The following is a 24,135-nucleotide window of genomic DNA, read 5'->3' on the forward strand; positions in this document are numbered from 1 at the left end:
AACACCATGACGACCACTCAGCCGGCGACAATTGACCGCACCACAAACACCGGCAGCTTCGCCACCGTGCGTGCCCGCCTCGAGGTAACCGGACCGCTGGGAGCTCGCTACGACGAGGTTCTCACCCCGGAGGCGCTCGAGTTTCTGGCCGAGCTGCACGAACGCTTCGCCGGCATCCGTCATGACCTTCTGGCCAACCGTCTGCAGACGCGAGTGGATGCCGCCAACGGTCGCGACCCCAAATTCCTCACCGAGACCGCGCACATTCGTCGCGATACCGAGTGGCGCGTGGCCGGTGCGGGCCCCGGCCTCGAAGACCGCCGTGTGGAGATCACCGGCCCGACCGACCGCAAGATGGCCATCAACGCCCTGAACTCCGGCGCGAAGGTGTGGCTCGCTGACCAGGAGGACGCCACGAGCCCCACCTGGGCCAACGTGATCGAGGGCCAGATCACCCTGATGGACGCCGTGCGCAACCAGCTGAGCTACACGAGCCCCGAGGGCAAGGAATACACGGTGGGCGAGGCGACGCCCACGATCGTGATGCGTCCCCGCGGCTGGCACCTGGTCGAGAAGCATGTGACCTTCGTAGACCGGGCCAACCGCCGCATGAAGGCCTCGGGCAGCCTGATCGACTTCGGCCTCTACTTCTTTCACAACGCGCAGAAGCTGATCGAAACGGGCAGTGGCCCGTACTTCTACCTGCCGAAGCTGGAAAGCCACAAGGAAGCGCGCCTGTGGAACGACGTCTTCAGCTACTCGGAAGACCGTCTCGGCATTGCGCACGGCACGATCCGGGCCACCGTTCTCATCGAGACCATTCAGGCCGCATTCGAAATGGACGAGATTCTGTACGAACTGCGCGACCACTGCGCCGGACTGAACGCCGGACGATGGGACTACATCTTCAGCATCATCAAGACGTTCCGCGCTCGCGGTCGCCGCTTTGTGTTCCCCGACCGCAAGCAGATCACCATGACAGTGCCCTGCATGCGCGCCTACACCGAGCTGCTGGTGGCCACCTGCCACCGTCGCGGAGCATATGCCATTGGCGGCATGAGTGCCTTCATCCCCAACCGCCGCGACCCCGAGGTGACCGAGCGGGCATTCGCCCAAGTGACCGCGGACAAGCAGCGCGAGGCGACCGATGGATTCGACGGCACGTGGGTGGCACATCCCGACCTTATTGTTCTGGCACAGGCCGAGTTCGATGCGGTTCTCGGCGAGAACGCGCATCAGCTGGAGCGCACGCGCCCCGAGGTTGAGGTCACGGCCGCGCAGCTTCTCGACGTGAGCTCGATTGGTGGCACCATCACCGAAGACGGCGTGCGCAGCAACCTGCTGGTCTCCCTGCGCTACATCGAGTCCTGGCTGCGCGGCGTGGGTGCTGCCGCAATCGACAACCTGATGGAAGACGCCGCAACCGCCGAGATCTCCCGGTCACAGCTGTGGCAGTGGATCCACCAAAACTCGGTTACCGCCGAGGGTCGTCGCATCGACTCCGCGTGGGTGGAGGAACTGCTCGCCGAGGTCGTTGCCGGTCTGGAGCGCGGCCCGGGTGACCGCTTCGACGACGCCCTCACGGTGCTGCGCAGCGCGGCACTGGAGCCCGAGTTCCCGAGTTTCCTCACGGTGGGCGCCTACGCTCGCTTCTTCTAGGCCTCTTCCGCCCCAAATAGCGCTCGAAAGCGCAACAGTGGCCCCTTCAGCAACAGTGAAGGGGCCTTTGTTGCGCTCTCGCGCCGGTCACCCCCGCTTAGTGTGGACCTGTGAGTACAATTCGAGTCGCCACCACAGCGGATGCCCCGGCGCTGGCCGAGCTGGCCGCCGCAACGTTCCCCCTGGCCTGTCCGCCGGCCACCACAGCGACGGCTATCGCGGAGTTTCTGCGCGATGTGCTCGCGGAGGATAACTTTCGCACCTATCTTGCGGACGCCAACCGACTCACCCTGGTGGCGGAATTTGACGGGCAGCTCCTCGGCTATACCGTGCTGGTGTTCGGCGACCCCACCGATGCTGCCGTGCAGTCCGCGGTGAGCATCCATCCCACCGCCGAGGTGAGCAAATGCTACGTGCGCGCCGGCAGCCACGGTGGCGGCCTCGCGTCCTCCCTGATGGCGGCCACCCTGCACGCCGCCCGGGACCGCGGCGCGAGCGGAGCCTGGCTGGGTGTGAACGAGTTGAACGCGCGCGCCATCCGCTTCTATGAGAAGCAGGGTTTTGCCCAGGTGGGTCGCAAAACGTTCGCGCTGGGCGGCGTGCTGGAGAACGACTTCGTGCTGGAGCGGGCGCTCTAGCCCGTCACCGTGGGGCTGGCCGAGCCCACCGGGGCGCGTGCGCCCTTCACGTATTCGTAGGCGGCGAGGGCCGCGCGGCGGGTTTCGCCGAGGTCCACGATGGGCTCGGGGTAGGCATCCGTTCCCCATTCGGCAATATTGGCGCGAACGTAGGCCTCTTTCGGATCGAATTTGGCGAACTGCAGTTGCGGGTTGAAGACCCGAAAGTAGGGGGAGGCGTCGGCTCCCGAACCGGCCACCCACTGCCAGCTGGCCGGGTTGCTCGCCGGGTCGGCGTCCACGAGGGTGTCCCAGAACCAGCGCTCACCCTCGCGCCAGTCGATGAGCAGGTTCTTGGTGAGGAACGATGCCGTCACCATGCGCACCCGGTTGTGCATCGTGCCGGTGCGCCAGAGCTCGCGCATACCGGCGTCAACGAGGGGAAAACCGGTGCGTCCCTTCTGCCAGGCCTCGAGTGCCACCGTATCCAGCGGCTGCCACGGGAAGGCATTGAAGTCGGTCTTCCAGTTCTCCGTGGCGAGCTGCGGCGCGTGAAAGAGCACGTGGTAGCTGAATTCGCGCCAACCGATCTCGGTGAGAAATCGGGTGGCGCCGGGGCTCGTGACGCCGGCCGTGGCTTCGCGGGTGGCGTGCCACACTTGGTACGGGCTGATCTCGCCCCAGCGCAGGTGCGGGGACAGGCGTGAGGTGACCTTTTCGGCCGGCAGGTCACGCTGCTCGGCATAGGTGCCGAGGCTCTCGGTCAGAAAATCGTGCAGGCGAGCGTGCGCGTGCGCTTCACCGGGCTGCCACGCGGCGCGGAGGCCATCAGCCCAGTCGTGTGAGCGGGGTTCGAGCTGCCAGTCGGCGAGGGTATCGGTGGGCAGGTCGCCGGACCATGCGTCGAGGGAGGAGGGCGCGGGGAACGGGTTACGCGGAAGCGCAGCGGCATTGCAGGCCCGCCAGAACGGGGTGAAGACCGAGTACGGGTTTCCCTGACCGGTGCTGATGGTCCAGGGCTCGAAAAGGAGCGTGCCGGCGAAGCTGTGCGCGTCGCGGCCGGCATCGCGCAGGGCGGTCTTGATGGCTGCGTCAACCGTGCGCTCAGCCAGACCGTAGCGACGGTTCCAGTACACGGCCGCGGCGTTTGTGCTCGCCGCCAGGTCGGTGATGATCTCCTCGGCCGGACCGCGTCGCAGAATGAGCGGCACACCGAGTGCCTCGAGGGACGCGGTGAGGGAGAGCAGACTGCTGTTCAGCCACCAGCGTGAGGCGCGGCCGATCGGGCGGATGTCGGGTGATTGCTCGTCGAGCACATACACGGCGATAACCGGTGCCCCGCGGGTGACGGCGTGATGCAGTGCCGGGTGGTCGGCGAGGCGCAGGTCGTCGCGAAACCACACGATCGATGGGCCGGTATCGCGGTCTGCTTCCAACATGCGTCTCCTTGTGGTGTGGATTCCATTGTGACGCATGCCCCTGACAGACCCCCACGTGAAAGTGAGGCGGCGGTACGCGGCGTGTTACGGGGCGGTGCGGGCCTGACGATCGAGATACTCCTGCTCGAGGAGGTGGATCAGGTTGTTCGCAAAGCCGATGAGAATGGCGATCTGGTCTTCGTCCCGCTCGATCCAGCGAAATTCGGGAACCGCATTCACCGGCACGAAATCGAGGTGCTGCTCCCACACCAGCAGGGTGCGGTCGGCGCCCAGCACATACTGCTGCCACCACACCTGTCGCAGATAGGACCGCGGAATGCTGCGCCACGGTTTGCTGGTGGTCTTGATCTCGGCCAGTTCGAGCACGCCGTTCTCACAGCGACCCACACCGTCGGGCGTGGCCAGATGTCGCGGCTGGTCGGCCGCGTGAAAGAGGTTGCTGCTCGGCTCAATGCCGTAGTTCTCAAGCACCCACGCTGCAATTTCGGGTTCTCTGGCCCGACCGTGGTCGGTGTAGGTGTTTCCCGAGAAGCTGCTGCCGTTGAGCTTGTCGAACACCGCGGTCTGCAGGGATTTGGGGGTGGCGAGCTTGGCGACATCCGTTGCCGTAATGCCGCGTGCACGCGCACGCAGCCAGGCGACGCGATCATCGGAATTGGCGACGATGCGCCGGTTGTGCGGCAGTGGCGCGGGAGTGACGGACTTCGCCGGCTCAAACACGGAGAGCAGGGAATTTGGCACTCTCCAACTATGCCACTCCGACCCGCACCGACGGTGACGACCCGCGATGGGACAGGCGGCAAACGGCGCCAATCGCACCTTCTCTGCGCCGGGAGGGTGCGATTGGCGCCGATCACGAAGAGCGGGGGCAGGGCGTGCTCACAGGTGACTTGGGCGTTTCGCAGGGCTGGTTCATAGGAAACTCTGGATACTTGTGAGCATGAACACACGCAGTCCCGCCACGCATGGCCCGCGCCTGCACAAGGCCGACGGGAGCGCTATTCGCGTGCTCGTTGTTGATGACGAGCCCACCCTGCGGGACCTGCTCTCGATGGCGCTGCGTTACGAGGGCTGGGAGGTTCGCACCGCCGGCGAGGGTCGGCAGGCTCTCACGATGGCCCGGGAGTTTCGTCCGGATGCCATCGTGCTCGACATCATGCTTCCCGATATCGATGGCCTGCAGGTGCTGCAACGGCTGCGCGCCGATGGATATGAGTCTCCCGTGCTCTTTCTTACCGCCAAGGATTCCCTCGACGACCGCATCGCCGGGCTCACGGCGGGCGGTGATGACTACGTCACGAAGCCATTCAGCCTCGAGGAAGTCGTGGCCCGACTGCGCGGACTCATCCGTCGATCCACTCTTGCGGTTGCCGATTCAAACGACCCGCGCATCACCGTGGGTGACCTCATGCTCGACGAGGACAGCTACGAGGTCTTTCGCGGCGGAGATTCCATTGAGCTCACGGCCACCGAATTCGAGTTGCTGCGGTTCCTTATGCGCAATCCGCGTCGCGTGCTGAGCAAGGCCCAGATTCTCGATCGGGTGTGGAGCTACGATTTCGGGGGCAAGTCATCCGTGGTCGAGATTTACATCTCCTACCTGCGCAAAAAGATCGACGCCGGTCGCGACCCCATGATTCACACGGTGCGTGGCGCCGGCTACATGCTGAAGATCGCGGAATGACCGGCTCGCCCCCAGACAGCCCGGTTCCTGGCCCGCCTGGTGATCAGCCCGAGGGAGGGACTGAGCCCGCGGCAGGGCCGACGCGTGCGGCCGGGACTGAGCCCGCGGCATCCGCTTTCGGGAATGTAGAGGCACTCGCGGGTGCGGCGCGACGGAAGCGACCGCGCTGGACGCTGCGGCGGCGCCTCGTGCTCACCGTGGTGGGCCTGTTAGCACTGGTGAGCCTGTCGATTGGTGCGGTGAGCGTGGCGATTCTGCGCTCGTCGCTGCTTGATCGGCTCGACGTGCAGCTTGCCTCGGCTGCGGGGCGTTCCGGCGCCGTGCTTGGCGAAGGGGGCGTTGATCGTTCGCGCGGCTTCGTGGTGATCCCCACAGCGGATGCCATCCTCGGCGGCCCCGCACAGCCGCCCGGCCTGCTCGCCCTCGTCTTTGACGGGAGCACGATTACCACCGGGTACACCGACAGTGAGAGCGGTGCGATTCAGACGCTGGATGCGGAGCAGGTGCAGCTGCTCGCCGATCGCATTGAGCAATCGACACCGGTGACGGTCAACCTGGGGGGAACGCTGGGGGCGTACCGCGTGGTCGCCGAGACCAATCGCAGCGGCACTCTCTATCTCGTGGGTCTGCCGCTGTCGGGCGTGGACGGAACCGCAGTGCAGCTGGCGGCCATCATTGCGGTCGTGTCTCTGGCCGGAATTTTGCTCGTGGCGGCGCTCGCCGGCTGGATTGTGCGCCTCGCGCTGCGTCCGCTGGAACGGGTGACGGCCACGGCTACGCGGGTGGCAGCTCTGCCCCTCGATCGCGGAGAGGTGTCGCTTGTGGACCGCGTTCCCGCAGAGGACACCGATGAGCGTACCGAGGTGGGACAGGTGGGCCTGGCGCTCAACCGTATGCTCGACCATGTTGATGTGGCGCTCGAAACCCGCCAGGCGAGCGAGCGCAAGGTGCGCCAGTTCGTGTCGGATGCCAGCCACGAGCTTCGCACACCCCTCGCCTCGATTCGGGGTTACTCGGAGCTCACGCGGCGCAGCGGTCAGGAGCTCCCTCCCGATGCTCGGCATGCGATTGGTCGCATCGAGGCGGAATCAATTCGGATGACCGCTCTCGTGGAAGACCTGCTGCTACTCGCCCGACTCGATGAGGGCCGCGAACTTGAGGTGGCCCCCGTGGATCTCACCCGGCTGATCGTGGATGCGCTCAGCGATGCACACGCGGCCGGCCCGGACCACGTGTGGGACCTGGACCTGCCCGAGGAGCCGATTGAAGCTCTGGGCGACGAGGCTCGGGTGCAGCAGGTGCTGGTGAACCTGCTGGCCAATGCGCGCGTGCACACACCGGCTGGCACGACGGTGACGGTGGCGCTCGCCGCAGCGCAGGGCCGAGCCATCGTTACGGTTACCGACACGGGCCCTGGCATTCCGGAGGACCTGCAGTCCACCCTGTTTGAGCGATTTGCGCGCGGTGACACGTCGCGCTTTCGTGGTGCAGGGGCCAGCACGGGTCTCGGGCTGGCGATCGTGGCCGCGGTGGTTGCTGCTCACCACGGAGAGGTTACTGTCGACAGCCGGCCTGGTCATACGGAGTTCCGCGTTGTCCTGCCGCTCGCGCCCGGCGCCGCCCGCGCCTGACTGGTGCCAATCGCACCTTGCGGGGCCGGTGGCAGGTGCGAATGGCGCTAGTGTTCGCGGAACGTGGGTTGTTCGTGTCGGTGAGGCGGCGCATCCGCTGGCTGGATCGCTTCGCGGCACCTGTTTTGTCACGCGGCACTGGTTTAGACGAGTGCCGCATGTCAAAACGAGTGCCGCGCGAGGGGTTTCCGGTGCGGAGCGGCCGCAGGGGTGCGGTCTGGCAGGGGCTGCGGCGTGCCCGCGTGGAGGGAGTGTGCGGGGCGTGGCCGACGCATCCGCTGGCTAAATCGCCCCGCGGCACGCGTTTTGTCGCGCGGCACTCGTTCAGACGAGTGCCACGTGGCCAGATGAGTGCCGCGCGTGAAACGGGCGGGCTGAGACCCGGTCGGCTGGCTGCTCGTTGGGGAGAAATGACTCAGGCGACCCGATACCAGTTCAGTCGCGCGCCAGATTCAGCAGCGTGTCGAGTAGAACATTGGCGCCGTTCTCGACGTCCGACCACGCCGTTTTCTCTTCGGGGCAGTGGCTGCGTCCGTCAATGCTCGGCACGAAGATCATGCCTGTCGGTGCCAGCTGAGCCATGTTCTGTGAGTCATGCCCTGCGCCCGAGGGCAGCGCGCTGTGAGACAGGCCACGGGCCGTCGCTGCTGCGGCGATCACAGTTTGGATACCGTTGTCCAGAAGTACCGGTGGAATAGTGGTTTCAAAGTCGAACTCCGCCTGAACTCCATAACGCAGCGCGATGTCTTGGGCGGCAGCCACGATGCCCGCCTCCAGGGCGCTCACGAGGTGGGTCTCAGCCTCCCGAAAGTCGACCGTTACCCGCGCTGCGCCTGGAACGACGTTGGCGCTTCCGGGCTCAACCGTGACGATGCCCGACGTCACGACAGCATTAGCGCTGACGTTGGCGGCGACCTCCGGAAGCGCTACCAGGAGTGCGCCAGCGGCGGTCAGCGCATTCTGACGCCGGTCCATCGGGGTGGTTCCGGCGTGGTCCGCCCTACCCAGAAACGAGACCACGCCGCCGCCGAGTGCCACTATGCCCGTCACCACACCGATGTCGTGCCCGAGCTGCTCCAGGAAGGGGCCCTGCTCAATGTGGAGCTCGACGGTCGCGTGTAGCATCGCCGGATTCAGCTTCGTGTTCGCCGCGGCATCGAGGTCGCCACCGGCCGCTGAAAACGTGTCGACGAAACGGTCGCCATCCCGGCCGGTTAGTGCCTCAAGCTCGGCGCGTGAGAACCCCCGTGCCAGAGCACTAGACCCGAACAGGTGCGCGTAGTTCCCTTCCTCGTCCGTAAACATGATGGCCCGCACCGGGCGGTCCAGGGTGGGGCGCTCTTCCTGGATGCGGCGCAGGCACTCCAAAGCGGCAAGCACGCCGAGGGAACCGTCGAAGTCACCACCGTTTGGGACGGTGTCGATGTGTGACCCTGACCAGACTGCGGGGCGGCCTGCCGTCTCGGCGTCGTAATCGGGTGACATGACGAAGTTGCCTATTCCGTCAGTATGTACCCTCAGCCCTGCTTCGGCGCAGCGCCGCAGTAACCATGCCCTAGCCTCACTATCTGCTGCCGAAAAGGAGGTTCTGTCGAGGCCCCCGCCCGGCCCGCGTCCAATCTGTGCGAGGGTCTCCAGATCGGCAATGAGGCGGGGACCGTTCACCGAGAGGCGGGCCGATGCGCCGGTCATGCGGTGCCGCCCAGGCTGCTGGCTGGCGCGCCAACCCTGGAGAGAATGGCAGTCAAGGCAGCCGTGAGTCCCGCAGCTAGAGCTGGTTCGGAGTCCGGTGCGAAGTGTGGGGAGTGATTTCCAGCGACTGTGTCTGACGCGTCGAGGGTATCGCGCGAGTACCCACCGAACATCCAATACACCGACGGTACCCCGATGGCTTCGGCCAGCAGCCCGAAGTCTTCGCTGCCCATCACGGGCGGTACGTCAAGGACGGCGTTGGCACCAAGTGTGCCGCGGAGCTCCGTAATAAGCTGTGCGGTCGATGCAGGGTCGTTGTAACACCTCGGGAAGGTGGAGAGCACCTCGATTGTGGGTTCGGGTGCACCGGATGCCTGTGCCTCGGCTCCGATGATCCGACGCGCGGAGTCCAATACGCGGGTACGCACGTCGCTATCGAAGGTGCGGACATTTAACGTGAATTCGGCCGTAGCGGGGATGATGTTTTCTTTCAGACCGCCATGGAATGTTCCGACCGTCAGTACCGCTGCCTGCATAGGGTGTACCTCCCGCGATACAACGGTCTGCAGCCGCACCACCATGTGCGCACCGAGCACGATCGGGTCGATGGACTGGTCAGGCTGGGACCCGTGGGCCTGGCGACCGTGCACGGTCACCTTCCAGGAGTCGGCCATTGCCATGGCTACTCCGCTGCTGATGTCGATGGTTCCGGCCAGGCCGGGCCAGACGTGCTGACCGTAGACGATCTCGGGGCGCGGGGCGCGGTCCCACAGGCCGTCTGTGAGCATCGCGATGGCTCCCGCCCCGGTTTCCTCTCCGGGCTGAAAAATGAAGACCACGGTTCCTGCCCGCGCAGAACGAGTGGTGGCCAGATGTTCGGCAGCGGTGAGGGCGACGGTCATATGCGTGTCGTGTCCGCAGCCGTGCATGGCAGGCACGTCAGTACCATTGGCCAGAGTGCCTCGGGCGACGCTCGCAAAGTCGAGCCCCGTTTCTTCTTCGATCGGGAGACCGTCGGTGTCTGCCCGGTAGGCCACGACCGGGCCCACGCCGTTACGAAGGACGCCAACGACCCCGGTCCCTCCGCAGGCGAATGTTTCCAGACCAAGCTCGTCGAGCCGTCGTGTCAGAAAGGCGGAGGTTTCAGTTTCTTGCATGGACAGCTCCGGGTGGGCGTGTAAGTAACGGTACAGCTCTTGCATTGCGAGGGTGGTTGTGGCGTCGGTAGGGGGCAAAGTAACAGTCATGACATTTCTTTCTTAGAGTCAGAATTGGCCCTGCTGCGCAGAAACCAGGCCAGTACAGCGGTGGTGACAACAGTGATGCCGGTGGCGAGGTTTGCGATTGTGGGAACGGCGGGAACGAGAATGAAGAAGACGAAGGCAGCCGTGCCGATGGCGATCAGAGTGACCCGGGGCTGCTTGAGCGACACGATCAGCTGCACAACCACCGCGCCGATGATGCTGGGGAAGATGTAGAGACGTGCCACGTCAGTGATCTCGGCCGGTACGATACTGACCAGCCACGAGCCGAGCAGACCAACGAACACCAGCATGAAGAAGACATGCACCATGGCAGCGCCGCAGATGGCCATCAGGGCCGAGAACTCACCGCGTTTGGTGCCAGCCTTAGCCTCGATCCACCGGTCTGCCTTGACTGATCGGCGTCACTGAATTCAGATCGTGGTTTTTGGTGGCGGGCAGGGCGAGGCTGCCGACCTTGCTGCCGGTGGTGTTCCAAGTCTTCGTTCGCCGGGTGGCTGGTGGTTAGGTGGCGGCGGTTTGCGGCGGGCCGCAGGCCGCCGCGAACGCGGTCGTCCATCCGGGTTTCCATGGCCAGTTGGCGGGGAGGTGCAGGGTGATCCTGCGTGCCGAGGTGGAGATGCGGGCGGGGATGCTGATGAGTTTGCGACGAATGGTGCCGCTGCGTGCCTTGCCGAGATCGCTGCCGGCCAGCGAACCAACGGCGCGCGAAAGGTTGAAGGCGATCGTGGCCAGCACGAGCCAGGCCGCGTTGGCCGTGAACACACCTGATGGCAGGTGCGCCAGCGCGCTGTCCTTAAGGTCGGCGTTAATCTGCTCGATGATGGCGTGCTGCCGGTGGGTCTGGTCCGCGGTGACAGTGTCCAGGTCGCTGGTGGTGAAGAACGCATGAAACCGATGCGTGTCAAACAGGGTCGGCTGCCCTTCGGTCGCCTTCTGATTCAGCTCCGGGATCCGGCGCACGACCAGGCGCCCCACGATGCGTTCGGCCTTCTTGCGCGAGCTGAAAGCGGTGAACACGACTTCCGCGACCTCGGCGGACGAGATCCACGCGCCGGTGGCCTCGTCCCGGATCGCATCGGTGTAGTTGATGGTCGTCCATTGGTCATCGGTGATCGTGCCGATGGCGCGCTTAACGGCCGGGTCCATGCGTGCCGTGATGGACACTTTTGCGCCAGCCCGGTGCGCGGCGGCGACGACCGCGTGCCCATAGAACGCGCTGTCCGCGCGCAGCAGCACCAGGCCGCCGGCCGTCTGGCTGCGGAGGCGTTTCACGGTGGCGAGGACATCCCCGACGAACTTTCCCGCGCCGCGCGGGGAACCGGCCGCGCCTTTCCGCAGTCGGGACCCGATGATGATCGGCGCCGCCTTGCGTGTGGAGACGATGCCGATCAGGGCGTTTAAACCGCGCACTCCGGAGTAGCCGTAACCGGAGCCTTGCTTCTGGTAACCGTGGACTTCCTTGATCGTGTCGTCGATGTCCACCAGCGCATAGTCGTCGATTCCCGTCACGATCGGGGTGTGTGCGGCGACGTTGACCAGCCACCGCCAGGCGACGGCGTCCAGCTGCCGGACGTGACCAAACGTGAACGACCGCAGGAACGACCCCAACGTCGACGGGGCATACGTCCCGACGAAGAGTTTCTTCATACCGCCGTGCCGCAGCAACGCCATGTCATCGATCGAATCGGCACCAGCGAGCATCCCCGCGACCAACGCGGTGACTTTCAACCCCGAGTTCGCGCCGAAGTACCCCGGCAAGGTCAGCCATGCATCGGCGAGGTCGCTGAGGCCGGTTTTCACCGCCAAGGCCATCGCGGGGACAAGCCCCGCGGACGACACGAGATTCGTGTCATCGAAGGTGGCTGACAAGCGGCTGGAACTGTGGAAAAGTTGCATCTACGAGATGCCTCTCGAATCGGTTGAAATGAACCCTAAGTAAGTTCTATTTTTCCTGATCCGAGTGGCATTCTCTGTTTAACGCGCCGCTACGACCCTAACTCGACCGGTGGATCGAGGCTTAGCGCCAATGGCGGACTGGGCGACCAATGCTGACGGGAGGAGCTTGTTGGCGATGTTGCCGATCATGAAGGCCTGGTACATCGCGGCCGGGCCGAGGATCGGATAGTACGTGATGGGTTCGACCACCCACAAGACGGAAAACACAGCGGCGACAGCTAGAAACGCCACCCAGACTTGCGTCTGGGTGATGCCAAGGTCTGCGAAGAGTACAAGGTAGAGCGGTGCAGCCAGAGACATCACCAATGCGGCGATCATGGTGAGGCGTCCCCAACGGGAAGTGGTGCGGTCGAAGGCTGCGAGGTCGGCGGATGCCGCAGTGAGCACAGTTGTGGAAGACATGTTGGCCTTTCTCTGGGTCCTGTGGTGAGGGTTAGGCGGGCGGCGTAAGGCCAGCGGTGTGGGCAGAGTAAGCAACGATCAGGCCGATCACAATGGAGAAGCCGAGTCCCCACTCGCGCAACCAGGCCTGGTTGAACCGTCGGGCTACGAACAGGCAGATTCCCATCACCGCAGCCGAGGTGAGGACGGTGAGGATGTGGACGGTTGTCTTGCCGAACTCCCCGATGCCAAGGCTGGCGAAGGCCCCGAGCAGGGCAGCGGCAGGGATGATAGCCATCAGGGTTGGGTTCACGCTCCGCAGGCGTGAGTCACCGCGCTTCAGTAACGGGGTGAGTATCAGGGTGGCAATCATCCACATCGCACCGGAGAGGCTCATCGCCATGAACGCGACGGCAAAGACACTCTGGGTGTAGCTCGAATCGCCGAGGGCGGCCCCCATGGTCGTGGCGGCAATGCTCGCGGAAGCGGTCTCGGTGGCAGCCGACCCGACAAGTCCCACTCGTACCAGCACCGCAGGGGTGCCAAACAAGCTGAGCAGAGCCACGCTGACCAAGACGACGGCCAGCGATGGGCCTATCGCGGCAACAGCCCCGGCTCGGAAGGAGGTTTTCAGCTCGCTCGGGCTGATGCCGGCTGCGGGCGCAGCAATCCGGGCAGCCCGCATATAAACGATTGTTTGGAGGATGATGGCGGCGAACACCCCAACCGCGAAGATCCACAGGATGGGCAGGTTTGCAATCGCGAGGATGTCGGTCGAGTCGGGGTCGCTGGGAAGAGAAGTGATCATGGGTGCTCCAGAGCTGGGATGCGGGTGGGGCAAAGCGTGATGGTAAGTTCGGCGGAACGGAAATCCGTGTGGTTCCGCAGGATGGGAGCCAGAGAGAGGTGAACTGTGCGCCTATTGGACCCGCTTGAGCGGCGGATCGCGGCCGCCCTGCAACTCGATGGCAGGAGTTCGTGGAGTCGGATTGCCGAGGTCTTGGGAGAGCCGGAGCGCACTGTCGCTCGCCGGGGGAGCGAGATGCTTGAGTCGAAGCTGGTGCAGGTGGCAGCACTCCGCCCGCAGTCGGCGTCGGTAATCATTCGAGTGCAGACAGCGCCCGGCACCACCCGCGCGACCGCGAACGCACTGGCCCAGCGCCGGGACTCGACCTTCGCGTACACGATGACGGGTGGCGTGGACTGTGTCGCCGAGGTGCTCACCGAGTCGGAGCGAATGCCAGCGCTTCTCACGGACGAAATCCCTGGAACTGTCGGTCTTGTTCGCGCGGTAAGTTACCCGATCATGCGGTATTTTCGAACCATCCGAGGCTGGCAACCCGACCTGCTCACGGAGGTGGAGGCTAACGCTTTTCGCGCTGGTGTCACGATGGACACGTGGAGCTTGCAGCCGCCACAACGACTGAGCCGGGTTGACAACGAAATCGTCGAGGCCTTGCGCGAGGACGGGCGAGTCTCGTGCGAACGCTTGGCCCGACTGACGGGCGTATCGAATGCAACTGCGCGGCGTCGAACCGACTGGCTCTTGCAGAACAATCACGTCTACATTCGGGCAGTCGTGGAGCCAGCGAGTGTTGGCCTGCCGGTTGAGGCGTTCCTCTGGATTCGCTGCGAACCGAAAAATGTTGAAGCGGTGGGCCGTGAGCTCGCAGCCTCTCCGTTGGTGCGATATGCGGCTGCGGTTGCAGGCGAATACCAGATCGTGGCCAACGTCACCGCAAAAGATCAGGCAGCCCTGTACACGTGCGTCACGTCGGCACCGTGGGTTGCTCACACCGAATCCATCGATGTGAGCATCCTTCTCGAAGCCTTCAAACGCGGCGGACGGATGGTGTAATTCCCTCGAACCTGACGGGTGACGGTTCAATTCGGCCCCTCCTCTAAAGCGTTGACCAGACTGGTCGGACGGTGAAGTTCAGGTGCACGCCAGGCATGCCGGCTGGCCTGTTCCAAGCCGTAACCCACCTGCAGCAGCTCAAAGTCTTGCCCGTAGTTCATGACCAGTTGCATGCCAACCGGCAGCCCGGACTCGCTGAACCCGGCGGGCAGGCAGAGCGCTGGCAGTCCGGTCGCCGAGATGACGCAGGCCGAACGCATCCACTCGAGATAGGTTTCAAATGTTGTTCCGTCGATTTCAGTCGGGTAGCGGAGTGCGGCGTTGAAGGGCAACAGCTGGGTGGCCGGACTGGCAAACACGTCGTAGCGGGAGAAGAACGTGCCAGTCTTCTCCGCCAGACGTGTGCGGGCCAGTGATGCTGAGACAACCGCGGCGCCGGTGAGCGCCAGCCCTTGTTCCACATTCCAGCGCACTTCGGGCTTGATCTGATTTCCGTGCTGCGCCACAAGATCGCCATAGGCCAAGGCGAAATCGAGCGCACGCACGGTGCTGAACACCTCGTCGGCGTCCTGCAGGTTGGGGGCAGCTTCCTCGACGATCGCGCCGAGATCCTCGAGAACACGTAGCTGCTGGTGCAGCACCCGCAGCACCTCTTTTTGCACCGGTATGCCCAGACCGAAGTCATCGGACCAGCCGATGATGAGTCCGGTAAAGTCGCGTTCCAGCGGTTCACGGAACCGACGGGCGGGCACGGGGCAGGGGTACGGTGCCGCAGCGTCGGGCCCGGCCAGCACGGACATGGTCAGCGCAATGTCCTTCACTTCCCGCGCCATCGGGCCACTGCGGGACAGCCAGCTCCACGCGTCGCGGCTCGGCCGCAGGGGAATGATGCCGAGGGACGGACGGAAGCCCACTACGTTGCAGAAAGAGGCTGGGATGCGCAACGAACCGCCCATATCACTCCCGTCAGAGATGGACTGGATGCGTGCGGCCACAGCGGCTGCCGCCCCGCCACTGCTACCGCCGGCGCTGAGGCTCGGGTCGTAGGGATTGGTCGTGGTACCGAACACCTCATTGAAGGTGTGCGATCCCGCGGCAAATTCCGGCACGTTTGATTTGCCGGTGGTGACCACGCCAGCTGCTTTCAGGCGTTGGATGATGAGGTCATCGTGATCGGGCACATGGTCGGCAAACAGCGGCGAACCGAAGGTCGTGCGCAAGCCCGCGGTTGCGTGGGTGTCTTTGTGGGTCATCGGCACGCCATGCAGGGGCGGCAGGGCGGCGCCGCTCGCAGTGAGCGCATCGGCGGCAATCGCCAGACGCCGGGCGGTCGCGCGGTCCTGGGTGATGACTGCGTTGATCTGGGGGTTCACCCGGTCGATCTGAGCGAAGTGCGCGTCCAGGGCCTCATTTGCCGATATCTCGCCGTGGCGGATTGCCACCGAGAGAGCGGATGCTGAAAGTTCGGAAATCTGGTCGGTCACGTTTCGTCCCTGAGATTCGGTCACTCGACCGGCGTTTACCGGTGGGTAGAAGTCTCGTTTCTCAGAGGCAGGATGCTGAGTCCGGGAGAGTGAAGGTATCCCTTTTAGCAGTTATGGCCATAATTCTGGCTGCTTTTAGCGTCTGAGCTCACTCACGTGGCTGAAATATCTGCCACTGGCCGAGCTAAACGCGAGCGCGCGCGGCGGGCCGGCCCGACGCATCTGCTGGCTGGATCGCCTCGCGGCACCTGTTTTGGCTCGCGGCACTCGTCTGAACGCGTGCCGCACGTCAAAACGAGTGCCGCACGGGACGTGACCGCGTCGAAACGAGTGCTGCTCGCGCAAATGAGTGCCACGCGAGGGGTTTCTGGTGCCGTGCGGCCGTGCGCGGCGTGGCCGACGCATCCGCTGGCTGGATCGCCTCGCGGCACCTGTTTTGTCGCGCGGCACTCATGCAGACGAGTGCCGCACAGCCAGATGAGTGCCGCGGTGTGATTTGTGGTCGAGGGCCGGTTCTGTACTGCTACAGTCATCGAGGGGGCGCGTGCAAACGCGTTAAAAATGCCGCATATTTCCGGGCACTCCGTCTATGCAGTGTCGAAACAAGGGGATCTCGTGCACAATACTTTCGGACGGCTCAGGCGTCATAGCCTGAAGGCCGCACTGGTCATGGTCAGCGCTGTTGCGCTGAGTGGCCTCGTGATTGCCGCGCCCGCGCAGGCAACCACATCCGTGGAAACAGCCTCGGCGGAATTGGTCGAGGCCCCCGCTGCCGAGGTAGCAGCCACGGCTACGATTTCGGGCACGGTCACCGGTCAGGGCCTGAATGGCGCGCCCGCGACGCCGCTGGCTGGTGCGCGCATCGCGCTGCAGTCGTACGCGAATAACGTACCCGCCTCTGTATCGGTCGAGACCAACTCCGCAGGGTTCTATTCCGCGGAAGTAGCGCCTGGTGGATGGCTTGTCTTCGTTGAACAATACGGCGGGAATACGAACGATCTGACAGGTTATTTTTCTGGCAGTTACCAGCTGAATGGGGGTGTTACCGCGGTCGTCGTGGAGGCTGGTGAAATACAGGGCGACATCAACGTGGTGCTGAAGCAGGGCGCAGTAGTCAAGGGCACCGTGACTCAGAAGTCTGCGGCCGGGGTGGTCACCTCAGTCAGCGGCCTTAGGGTCTCGCCTATGCGTCCTGACGGAGCAATTTTCAGTAGCAGCGTGGACTTTACTGAATCCGATGGAAGCTACGCAACAATAGTGTCGCAAGGCACCTACAAAATCGGGTTTGGTACCAACTCAAGTATCGGATCGTTCATTCCCGAGTACTACGACGATGCCCCTGATCTCGCGTCGGCGACCACCGTCACCCCGGTGATGGGCACGCCGTCAGTCATAAACGCGGAGCTCGCATCGCGACCGGCCGTCGCGTCTTCCGAGATATTCGTTTATGACGAATACGAGGATGCCGCCTATGCTGACCTTTTGAACTTCACCGCCACCAACAAGACGTTCATGGTCACTGTCGGGGCGCTCACGACTGCCTTTACCATCCCCGCCGGACAGGCCGTTTATCAGTGGCTCAAAGACTATGAGCCGGGCCAATCAGTGACGGTCAGGTTGGACGGCGTTGTCTTGGCGACCCACGCGGCGCCGGCGCCGGCGCCGGTGCCGACTCCGACGGACACGCCGACGGCAACACCGACGCCGACGGCAACACCGACGCCGACGGATACGCCGACGGCAACACCGACTCCGACGGACACGCCGACCGCGACGCCGACGGCAACACCGACTCCGACCGTGACGCCGACTCCGACGGACACGCCGACCGCAACGCCGACGCCGACCGTGACGCCGACCGCGCCTGCAACGTCGACACCCGCGGAGGCAGTTGCAACGAGCAGTATCACCGAGGAGGGAACATTCCTGATCGCCGGTTCCGGATTCAACCCCTTCGAAGAGGTTGAGGTGTGGCTGTACTCCAACCCAATTCTGCTCGGGGTGTTGACGGCCAACGCGGAAGGATTGATCAGCGGCAACTTCGCCCTGCCCGCAGGCGTTCCGGCCGGAAACCACCACGTTGTCGTGGGTGAGGGCCTCACGGGATTTGGTTCAACAGCTGTAACGATCTCAGCAGCCGGAATAATCACCTTGACGCCGGCGGTTGTGAACGCATCCGCCACACTCGCTGAGACCGGCGTTCCGGTCAATCCGTTGCACCTCGGTAGTCTCGCCGTTCTGTTCGCCCTCATCGGGGCTACTCTCGTGACCATTCGCAACCGGCGCGCGGTTCGCGCCCGAACGGCCACGGTGTCCTAACGGCCCGTTCAGCTTCCACCGCGCGGCCCCCAACGTCCAGCGTTCGGGGCCGCGTTGCTGTACCCAAATCAATAGTCACGAAACCGTCCAAGCGTAGAACGATCGCGGTGTGGCTCGCGGTTCTGACCATGGTGTTCTTTGTTCCCGATGCCCTCACGCGGTGGGTTCTTCCCAAGGACGCACTACTCGCCCTTGCCGTGGTCATCGGCTCCCTCGCCGTGGCTCGTGGACGCCTGCCTCGGTGGTTAGTGACCCTCGCGACGGTGGCAGGGGGTCTCCTCCTGATCGCGGTCCTCGCATCGGCGAACCCTGCCGCGCAGCTCTGGGGGAGTTGGCCACGCTATGAGGGTCTCGTCTCGATGCCGGTCTATGTTGCCGCCGTGTGGCTGGGAGCCCGACTGATTGCACCCGATGTGGAGCCGGGTGGGCTGAGCACTCTCAACCGCGCCGTCATCGTGGCCGCGACGCTCATGGGCGTCGTCTCGGTGCTGGAAGCGGTGGGGCTCGGGCCGATTGCCTCGGACCTCGCCCGCCCCGGCGCCTTTGCGGGCAACGCCACGGATCAGGGGATCATCGGCGCCCTGATCACCGCGGTTCTGCTGCTGCCGCTGATCCGATCGTGGTCGGACGGCACCACCCGCGCACCGCTCGGCACTCGCCTGGCCCTCGCGGTCGGGCTCGGTGCCGGCCTGACCACCGTCATCGTTGCGGCATCCCGCGCCGCGCTCCTGGCCACTGTGGTGGTGGCCGTCGTGATCGGGGTGAGTGAAATCATCCGCTTGGTTCAGAGTGCAGAGCGGCGAGAATTGCTGCGCTTTCTGGGGCTCGCCGCGGGGGCGCTCGCGCTGCTGGGCGCCGCGATACTGGCCGTGCCACTCACTCGCAGCAGGTTGCTCGGCTCCAGCCCGCTCTCGGCCAGCAGTGTCGATGACCGCTTCGGCATGTGGTCGGAGAGCCTCACGCTGCTGGCCAGTCGCCCGTTCGTCGGAGTCGGCCCGGGTGGATTCGCGGATGCCATCGTGGCCGAGCACGACTCCGACTGGTACGCCCGTGTCGGGAGCGACACCACGCTGGACTCCCCACACAATTGGTTGTTGCAGGTCGCGCTGGACGGCGGGGTGTTCTACCTCGCGGTGATTCTGGCCATGGTCGTGGCCCTCACGGTCGTCGCCCTCCGTCGGTGGCGATCGCTGCGGGCGGCGGGCAACCTCGGTGGGGCGGACTTTGTGATCGGGGCGCTGGCTGCCGTCGTCGCCTACGGGGTGGCTCTGCTCACGCACTTTACGGCTCCAGGCACAGCCATTTTTGCCGCGTTGCTGTGCGGTGCGCTTATCTCAGTGGATGCCGCCACGGGCGCCCGCGCCCGGCCACCGTTCGCGACGCATCGCGCCCACTGGCGCCTGGCTCGGACCACCCTGCTGGCGATCTGGCTGGTGTGGCTCACGGTGGTTACCGGGGCGGAAGTGTCCTTGCAGGGCGGCCTCGTCGCCACGCGCACGGGTGACGTGGCTGCGGCGCAGGCGGCGTTCGCGCGCGCTCAAACTCTTCGCCCCTGGGATGCGGACGTCACGAGTATCGCTGCGCAATCCTTTACGGCAGCTGCCGCAGCGGGACTGCCTGGCGCCGCGGGTGAGGCGCTCCGCTGGGGCGAACGGGCTCGGGCGAGACTGCCCGAGAACGTCTCGGCGGCCAAGGCACTCGCTGCAGCCCGGCAAATCAGCGGAGACCTCACGGGCGCGGAAGCGACGCTGCGTGATCTTTCTGCACTGGCCCCGTTCGACGCCTCCGTTGCCCGTCAGCTCGGCGATGTTCTCCTGATGCAGGGGGACCGCGTGGCGGCGGAACTGGAGTATGCCCGCGCGGCTGGCCTGCCCGACGCATCCGCTGGCTGAATCGGCTCGCGGCACGTGTTTTGTCGCGTGGCACTTGTTTAGACGGGTGCCGCACGCGTAAACGAGTGCCGCGACTCGGGTTTCCGGTGCGAGGCGGTCGCGCGGTGCGGCATGGTGGGAGCTGGGGTGGGCGAGCAGCGATGCGGGCCTGCGCGACGTATCCGCTGGCTGGATCGGCTGGCGGCACGTGTTTTGTCGCGGGGCACGCGCGAACGAGTGCCGCACGCGCAAACGAGTGCCGGAGATGGGTTTCCGGTGCGGGTGTGTCGGTGCGGGGCGGCCGCAGGGCTCCGGCGTGGCGGAAGCTACAGCGTGCCCGCCTGGCGGGAGTGTGCGGGGCGTGCGCGACGCATCTGCTGGCTAGATCGGCGCGCGGCACGTGTTTTGTCGCGTGGCACTTGTTTAGACGGGTGCCACGTGGCCAGACGAGTGCCGCGCGGGATGTGACCGCGTCGAAACGAGTGCCGCGCGCGCAAACGAGTGCCGCGCGAGGGGTTTCCGGTGCGGTGCGGTGTGGCGGGAGCTGTGGCGTGCCTGCAGCTGGCCTGCGCGACGCATCCGCTGGCTGAATCGGCTGGCGGCACCTGTTTTGTCGCGCGGCACTCGTTTAGACGAGTGCCGCGTGGCCAGACGAGTGCCGCGGGGCGGGCTACGGCGTGTTCAGCTGCGTGAGAAGCCGCGCGAACTCGTGCAGGTCGTCGGCCGACCACGTGGCGAGGCGGCGGTGCACGATGGCCGTGTCGCCCGCCCGCAGCTCGGCGAGCTTACTCTCCGCCAGCGGTGTTACGGCCAGGAAGTGGGCACGTCCGTCGCTCGGATCGGGCTCGGTACGCAGCAGTCCGAGCTCGCAGAGTGGCTTCACGTGCCGACTGATCACACTCTTGTCCACGGCGAGGGCCGCGCCGAGGACGGTGGCCTGCGTGGGGCCGACACGCGCAATGTGCCGCAGCATCTTCAGGCCGAACACCTGCATGCCCGGGTCAATGCTCGCCGCAGCCACACGCTGAGCGGCCCGAATATGCCCCGCGAGCACACTCATCTGCTCGATGACCTCGCCGATCATGGCGGTGCTGTCTGCGCTCGCTAGCGCGGTCGGGCCGGTGGTGTGCTCGGTCGTCATGTCTGACCTCATCGGTGGGTGAGGTCCGCAGTGCGGGGCAGGCGAATCGATCCCGTTGGGGTGTTGAGCCCCACGGGCGTGAGGCCAGCGGATGCCGACGTCACGTCGATCAGAATATCCTCCATGTCCGCAAGCTCGCGTGCGGCCCGGGCGCGGGCATCCGCTTCTCCCTCGAGCTTTTCGGCGTGTGCCCGGGCGATAGCGGTCTTGCCGCCGAGGGGAAGGTTGGGCAGGAGCGTCACCATCACGAGCGTGACTACGGCCAGCGGAGCGCCGAGGAGAAAGACCGTGCCCGCACCGGATCCATAGGCGGACTCGACGATCACGCGAAGCGCTTCCGGAAGCGCCGAGATGTTCGGAATGGTGCCGCTGCCAATACTTCCAGCCGCCGCGATCTGCTGGTCTGCAGACAGGGTGCCGATTCCCGAGCGGATGCGATCGGCCACGACGGTGCCGAGCACGCTTCCGAGCACGGCGACGCCGATGGTGCCGCCGAGGCTACGGAAGAAGGTGATGCCACTCGTAGCGACGCCCAGCGACTGAACGTCGATGGCGTTCTGCACCACGAGCACGAGGTTTTGCATGAGCGAACCGAGACCGGCACCGAGAATGAACATGAACACACCCACGAGCACGAGGTTGGTGCTGGAGGTGAGCGTCCCGAGCAGCAGCTGGCCGACAATCACGAGCGCCGCCCCCGTGATCATGATGGCCTTCCACTTGCCCGTGCGGCTGATGAGCATTCCGAACCCCGTGGACGACACCAGGAATCCGCCCATCATGGGAATGGTGAGCAGTCCCGACTGGGTGGGCGTGGCTCCCCGAGCGAGCTGCATGTACTGGCTGAGAAAGAGGGAGGTGCCGAACAGTGAGACGCCCACCGAGATACTGGCGATGGTGGCGATGCTGAACGTGCGGTTCTTGAACATGGCGAGCGGAATGATCGGCTCCGCCACCGTGGCCTCCACGATGACGGCAGCTCCGAGCAGCAGCACCGCGCTGCCCACCATGACGAACGAGGCAATGGATACCCACTCAAACTGAGACCCGGCCAGCGTCACCCAGATCATGAGCAGCGACACTCCGGCGGCGATGAGCACCGCGCCGAGGTAGTCGATGCGCACAACGCGCTTCACCTGCTCGGGCAACCGCAGCGTGCGCTGCAGCAACACGATTGCCACGATGGCGACGGGCAACGCGATGAAGAAATTCCAGCGCCAGCCAAAGGCATCCGTTATCACTCCGCCAATGAGTGGACCGCCCACGGTACCGAGCGCCATGACGGCACCGAAAAGACCGGCGTACTTGCCGCGGTCACGCGGGCTGATGATGTCGGCCATAATGATCTGGCTGAGGGCGGCCAGACCGCCGGCGCCGAGACCCTGAAGCACGCGGAAGCCGATGAGGGTTCCCGTGTCCTGCGAGAAACCGGCCAGTGCCGAGCCGAGCACGAAGATGACGAGCGAGAGCTGAATGAGCAGCTTGCGGTTGAACAGGTCGGCGAACTTGCCCCAGATGGGCGTGCTCACGGTGGTGGCAAGCAGGGTGGCGGTGATGACCCACGTATAAGAGGACTGTCCGCCGTCGAGGTCGGCAATGATCACCGGAAGCGAGGTACTCACCACCGTGCCGGCCAGAATCGAGACGAACATGCCCAGGAGTAAGCCGGAGAGGGCTTCGAGAACCTGGCGGTGGGTCATGCTGCCGTCGGCCGAGATGGTGGGGCGAGGCTTTGCGGTGCTGCGGCGTGAGGCGCGGGACATGACACTCCAGTATCTAGTTGATAATGTTCAACTATATACACATGGTGGATAACTGTCAACTACTTTGCGAGCGGATGCTCACGCTCAAGTTGCAGGACACCCCGCGCGTGACGTAGAATGAACCTCAGCCACAGACCGCCGGTTGTTGCTTTGCGCAGTAATGCACGAAGCAACCGAAGGTTCATTCACGTGAACGGCCCGCGCAGGTGTTCGAAGTAAGTTGTCAGTCTTATGGATTGTGACCTCGCTCCGGCGCCCTGCGCTGGAGCTTTTTTCATGTCTGCACTCGGGGCTACCCGGCACATGACTATTAATGAGGAGCACCATGGCGAACAAGGAAGCAACGGTCGCCGAGCTTACGGAGAAATTCCAGAGCTCGACCGCCGTACTGCTCACCGAGTACCGCGGTCTCACTGTTGCGCAGCTCAAGAGCCTGCGTAAGTCCATCAGTGAGGACGCCACGTACGCCGTGGTAAAGAACACGCTCACCAAGATTGCGGCCAACAACGCCGGCATCACCTCGTTTGACGAGGAACTTGTCGGACCGTCCGCTATCGCCTTCGTGCACGGAGACCCCGTCGCCGTCGCGAAGACCCTGCGTGCCTTTACCAAGGCAAACCCTCTCCTGGTGGTTAAGGGCGGTTACTTTGACGGTAGCCCGCTCACCGCAGAGGAGGTCGGCAAGCTTGCTGACCTCGAGTCCCGCGAGGTGCTGCTGGCCAAGCTGGCCGGCGCCTTCAAGGCCTCACTCTTCGGAGCCGCTTATCTCTTCCAGGCACCGCTGTCGAAGGCTGTTCGCACCATCGACGCGCTGCGTGAGAAGCAGGAGTCTGCAAACTAGGCATTTGCCTCGTTTCGCGGTATTTGTTTTTTCACAATCTTTAAGAATTAGAAACTAAAAGGAGTACATCATGGCAAAGCTTTCCACTGAAGACCTGCTTGAGCAGTTCAAGGGCCTCACCCTCATCGAGCTCTCCGAGTTCGTCAAGGCATTCGAGGAGACCTTCGAGGTCACCGCAGCAGCCCCCGTCGCAGCAGCAGGCGCCGCTGTCGCCGCTGTCGTCGAAGAGGTTGAAGAGCAGACCGCATTCGACGTCATCCTTGACGCCGTTGGCGACAAGAAGATCCAGGTCATCAAGGTTGTGCGCGAGCTCACCAGCCTGGGCCTCGGCGAGGCCAAGGCCGTTGTCGATGGCGCACCGAAGGCCGTCCTCGAGGGCGTTGCCAAGGATGCAGCCGACAAGGCAAAGGCAGACCTCGAAGCTGCAGGAGCAACCGTAACCCTCAAGTAATTGAGGAGTCTCGGTCACCCCCGCAGGGGATGGTGACCGAGGCCCGGTCCTGTCTGTTGACAGTTCAGTTTGAACGGGCGTTA

19 protein-coding genes and 1 pseudogene are annotated in these 24,135 nt (G+C 64.6%); 9 read left to right on the forward strand and 11 right to left on the reverse strand.

The window, feature by feature from the left end; translation table 11 throughout:
• Positions 1–6: 6 nt before the first annotated feature.
• The gene (aceB, locus tag H4V99_RS02170) at positions 7–1,659 is read left to right on the forward strand and encodes a malate synthase A (RefSeq protein ID WP_280675112.1); all 1,653 of its coding nucleotides are present in this window, start codon (positions 7–9) and stop codon (positions 1,657–1,659) included.
• 110 nt (positions 1,660–1,769) lie between these two features.
• Positions 1,770–2,297 carry a GNAT family N-acetyltransferase gene (locus tag H4V99_RS02175; RefSeq protein ID WP_280675113.1) on the forward strand — a complete coding sequence of 176 codons (528 nt, stop codon included), beginning with the start codon at positions 1,770–1,772 and terminating at the stop codon, positions 2,295–2,297.
• Here the strand turns inward: H4V99_RS02175 and H4V99_RS02180 are convergent.
• Complete coding sequence (locus H4V99_RS02180; RefSeq protein WP_280675114.1) at positions 2,294–3,715, reverse strand: deoxyribodipyrimidine photo-lyase; 1,422 nt, start codon at positions 3,713–3,715, stop codon at positions 2,294–2,296. The genes H4V99_RS02175 and H4V99_RS02180 overlap by 4 nt on opposite strands.
• 84 nt (positions 3,716–3,799) lie before the next feature.
• Positions 3,800–4,435: a YqaJ viral recombinase family protein gene (locus tag H4V99_RS02185; RefSeq protein WP_280679903.1), complete on the reverse strand. Its 636-nt coding sequence runs from the start codon at positions 4,433–4,435 to the stop codon at positions 3,800–3,802.
• Positions 4,436–4,655: 220 nt separating this feature from the next.
• Between H4V99_RS02185 and H4V99_RS02190 the strand changes: the two genes are divergently transcribed.
• Both H4V99_RS02190 and H4V99_RS02195 read left to right on the forward strand, forming a co-directional pair.
• A complete protein-coding gene (locus H4V99_RS02190) occupies positions 4,656–5,399 on the forward strand; it encodes a response regulator transcription factor (RefSeq protein WP_280675115.1) in 744 nt (247 codons plus the stop codon).
• On the forward strand, positions 5,396–7,030 hold the full coding sequence (locus H4V99_RS02195) for a HAMP domain-containing sensor histidine kinase (RefSeq protein WP_280675116.1): 1,635 nt from the start codon (positions 5,396–5,398) through the stop codon (positions 7,028–7,030). Before H4V99_RS02190 ends, H4V99_RS02195 begins: the two co-directional genes overlap by 4 nt.
• Before the next feature lie 435 nt (positions 7,031–7,465).
• Here the strand turns inward: H4V99_RS02195 and H4V99_RS02200 are convergent, their stop codons facing one another.
• From H4V99_RS02200 to H4V99_RS02225, 6 genes and pseudogenes are all read right to left on the reverse strand, one after another.
• Positions 7,466–8,722: a Zn-dependent hydrolase gene (locus tag H4V99_RS02200; RefSeq protein ID WP_280675118.1), complete on the reverse strand. Its 1,257-nt coding sequence runs from the start codon at positions 8,720–8,722 to the stop codon at positions 7,466–7,468.
• Positions 8,719–9,969, reverse strand: coding sequence for an amidohydrolase (locus H4V99_RS02205; protein WP_280675120.1), 1,251 nt, complete (start codon positions 9,967–9,969; stop codon positions 8,719–8,721). Before H4V99_RS02205 ends, H4V99_RS02200 begins: the two co-directional genes overlap by 4 nt.
• Positions 9,966–10,316 carry a hypothetical protein gene (locus H4V99_RS02210; RefSeq protein WP_280675122.1) on the reverse strand — a complete coding sequence of 117 codons (351 nt, stop codon included), beginning with the start codon at positions 10,314–10,316 and terminating at the stop codon, positions 9,966–9,968. Before H4V99_RS02210 ends, H4V99_RS02205 begins: the two co-directional genes overlap by 4 nt.
• Before the next feature lie 172 nt (positions 10,317–10,488).
• The gene (locus tag H4V99_RS02215) at positions 10,489–11,883 is read right to left on the reverse strand and encodes an IS1380 family transposase (RefSeq protein ID WP_280675124.1); all 1,395 of its coding nucleotides are present in this window, start codon (positions 11,881–11,883) and stop codon (positions 10,489–10,491) included.
• A 117-nt stretch (positions 11,884–12,000) separates the two neighbouring features.
• A pseudogene (locus H4V99_RS02220) lies at positions 12,001–12,345 on the reverse strand (hypothetical protein); the annotation flags it as partial.
• Between the two features lie 31 nt (positions 12,346–12,376).
• Positions 12,377–13,132 carry a DUF5058 family protein gene (locus H4V99_RS02225; protein WP_280675125.1) on the reverse strand — a complete coding sequence of 252 codons (756 nt, stop codon included), beginning with the start codon at positions 13,130–13,132 and terminating at the stop codon, positions 12,377–12,379.
• 105 nt (positions 13,133–13,237) lie between these two features.
• Between H4V99_RS02225 and H4V99_RS02230 the strand changes: the two genes are divergently transcribed.
• Positions 13,238–14,182 (forward strand): AsnC family transcriptional regulator, encoded by a 945-nt coding sequence (locus tag H4V99_RS02230; protein ID WP_280675126.1) that lies wholly within the window; start codon positions 13,238–13,240, stop codon positions 14,180–14,182.
• Between the two features lie 26 nt (positions 14,183–14,208).
• Here H4V99_RS02230 and H4V99_RS02235 read toward each other — a convergent pair whose 3' ends face one another.
• Positions 14,209–15,666, reverse strand: a complete 1,458-nt coding sequence (locus H4V99_RS02235; protein ID WP_280675128.1) for an amidase — start codon at positions 15,664–15,666, stop codon at positions 14,209–14,211.
• 498 nt (positions 15,667–16,164) lie between these two features.
• Here H4V99_RS02235 and H4V99_RS02240 point away from each other — a divergent pair, with 498 nt between their 5' ends.
• Both H4V99_RS02240 and H4V99_RS02245 read left to right on the forward strand, forming a co-directional pair.
• The gene (locus H4V99_RS02240; RefSeq protein ID WP_280675129.1) at positions 16,165–17,985 is read left to right on the forward strand and encodes a hypothetical protein; all 1,821 of its coding nucleotides are present in this window, start codon (positions 16,165–16,167) and stop codon (positions 17,983–17,985) included.
• A 107-nt stretch (positions 17,986–18,092) separates the two neighbouring features.
• Positions 18,093–19,877: an O-antigen ligase family protein gene (locus H4V99_RS02245; RefSeq protein ID WP_280675130.1), complete on the forward strand. Its 1,785-nt coding sequence runs from the start codon at positions 18,093–18,095 to the stop codon at positions 19,875–19,877.
• Positions 19,878–20,526: 649 nt separating this feature from the next.
• Here H4V99_RS02245 and H4V99_RS02250 read toward each other — a convergent pair.
• Positions 20,527–20,997 carry a MarR family winged helix-turn-helix transcriptional regulator gene (locus H4V99_RS02250; RefSeq protein WP_280675131.1) on the reverse strand — a complete coding sequence of 157 codons (471 nt, stop codon included), beginning with the start codon at positions 20,995–20,997 and terminating at the stop codon, positions 20,527–20,529.
• Between the two features lie 8 nt (positions 20,998–21,005).
• Complete coding sequence (locus tag H4V99_RS02255) at positions 21,006–22,760, reverse strand: MDR family MFS transporter (RefSeq protein ID WP_348522352.1); 1,755 nt, start codon at positions 22,758–22,760, stop codon at positions 21,006–21,008.
• A gap of 325 nt (positions 22,761–23,085) precedes the next feature.
• Here H4V99_RS02255 and rplJ point away from each other — a divergent pair, with 325 nt between their 5' ends.
• Positions 23,086–23,601: a 50S ribosomal protein L10 gene (gene rplJ, locus H4V99_RS02260; RefSeq protein WP_280675132.1), complete on the forward strand. Its 516-nt coding sequence runs from the start codon at positions 23,086–23,088 to the stop codon at positions 23,599–23,601.
• 70 nt (positions 23,602–23,671) lie between these two features.
• Positions 23,672–24,052 (forward strand): 50S ribosomal protein L7/L12, encoded by a 381-nt coding sequence (rplL, locus tag H4V99_RS02265; RefSeq protein WP_280675133.1) that lies wholly within the window; start codon positions 23,672–23,674, stop codon positions 24,050–24,052.
• The last annotated feature ends 83 nt before the right edge of the window (positions 24,053–24,135 follow it).

Source organism: Cryobacterium sp. CG_9.6 (assembly GCF_029893365.1).
In the GTDB taxonomy this organism is placed as follows: Bacteria; Actinomycetota; Actinomycetes; order Actinomycetales; family Microbacteriaceae; genus Cryobacterium.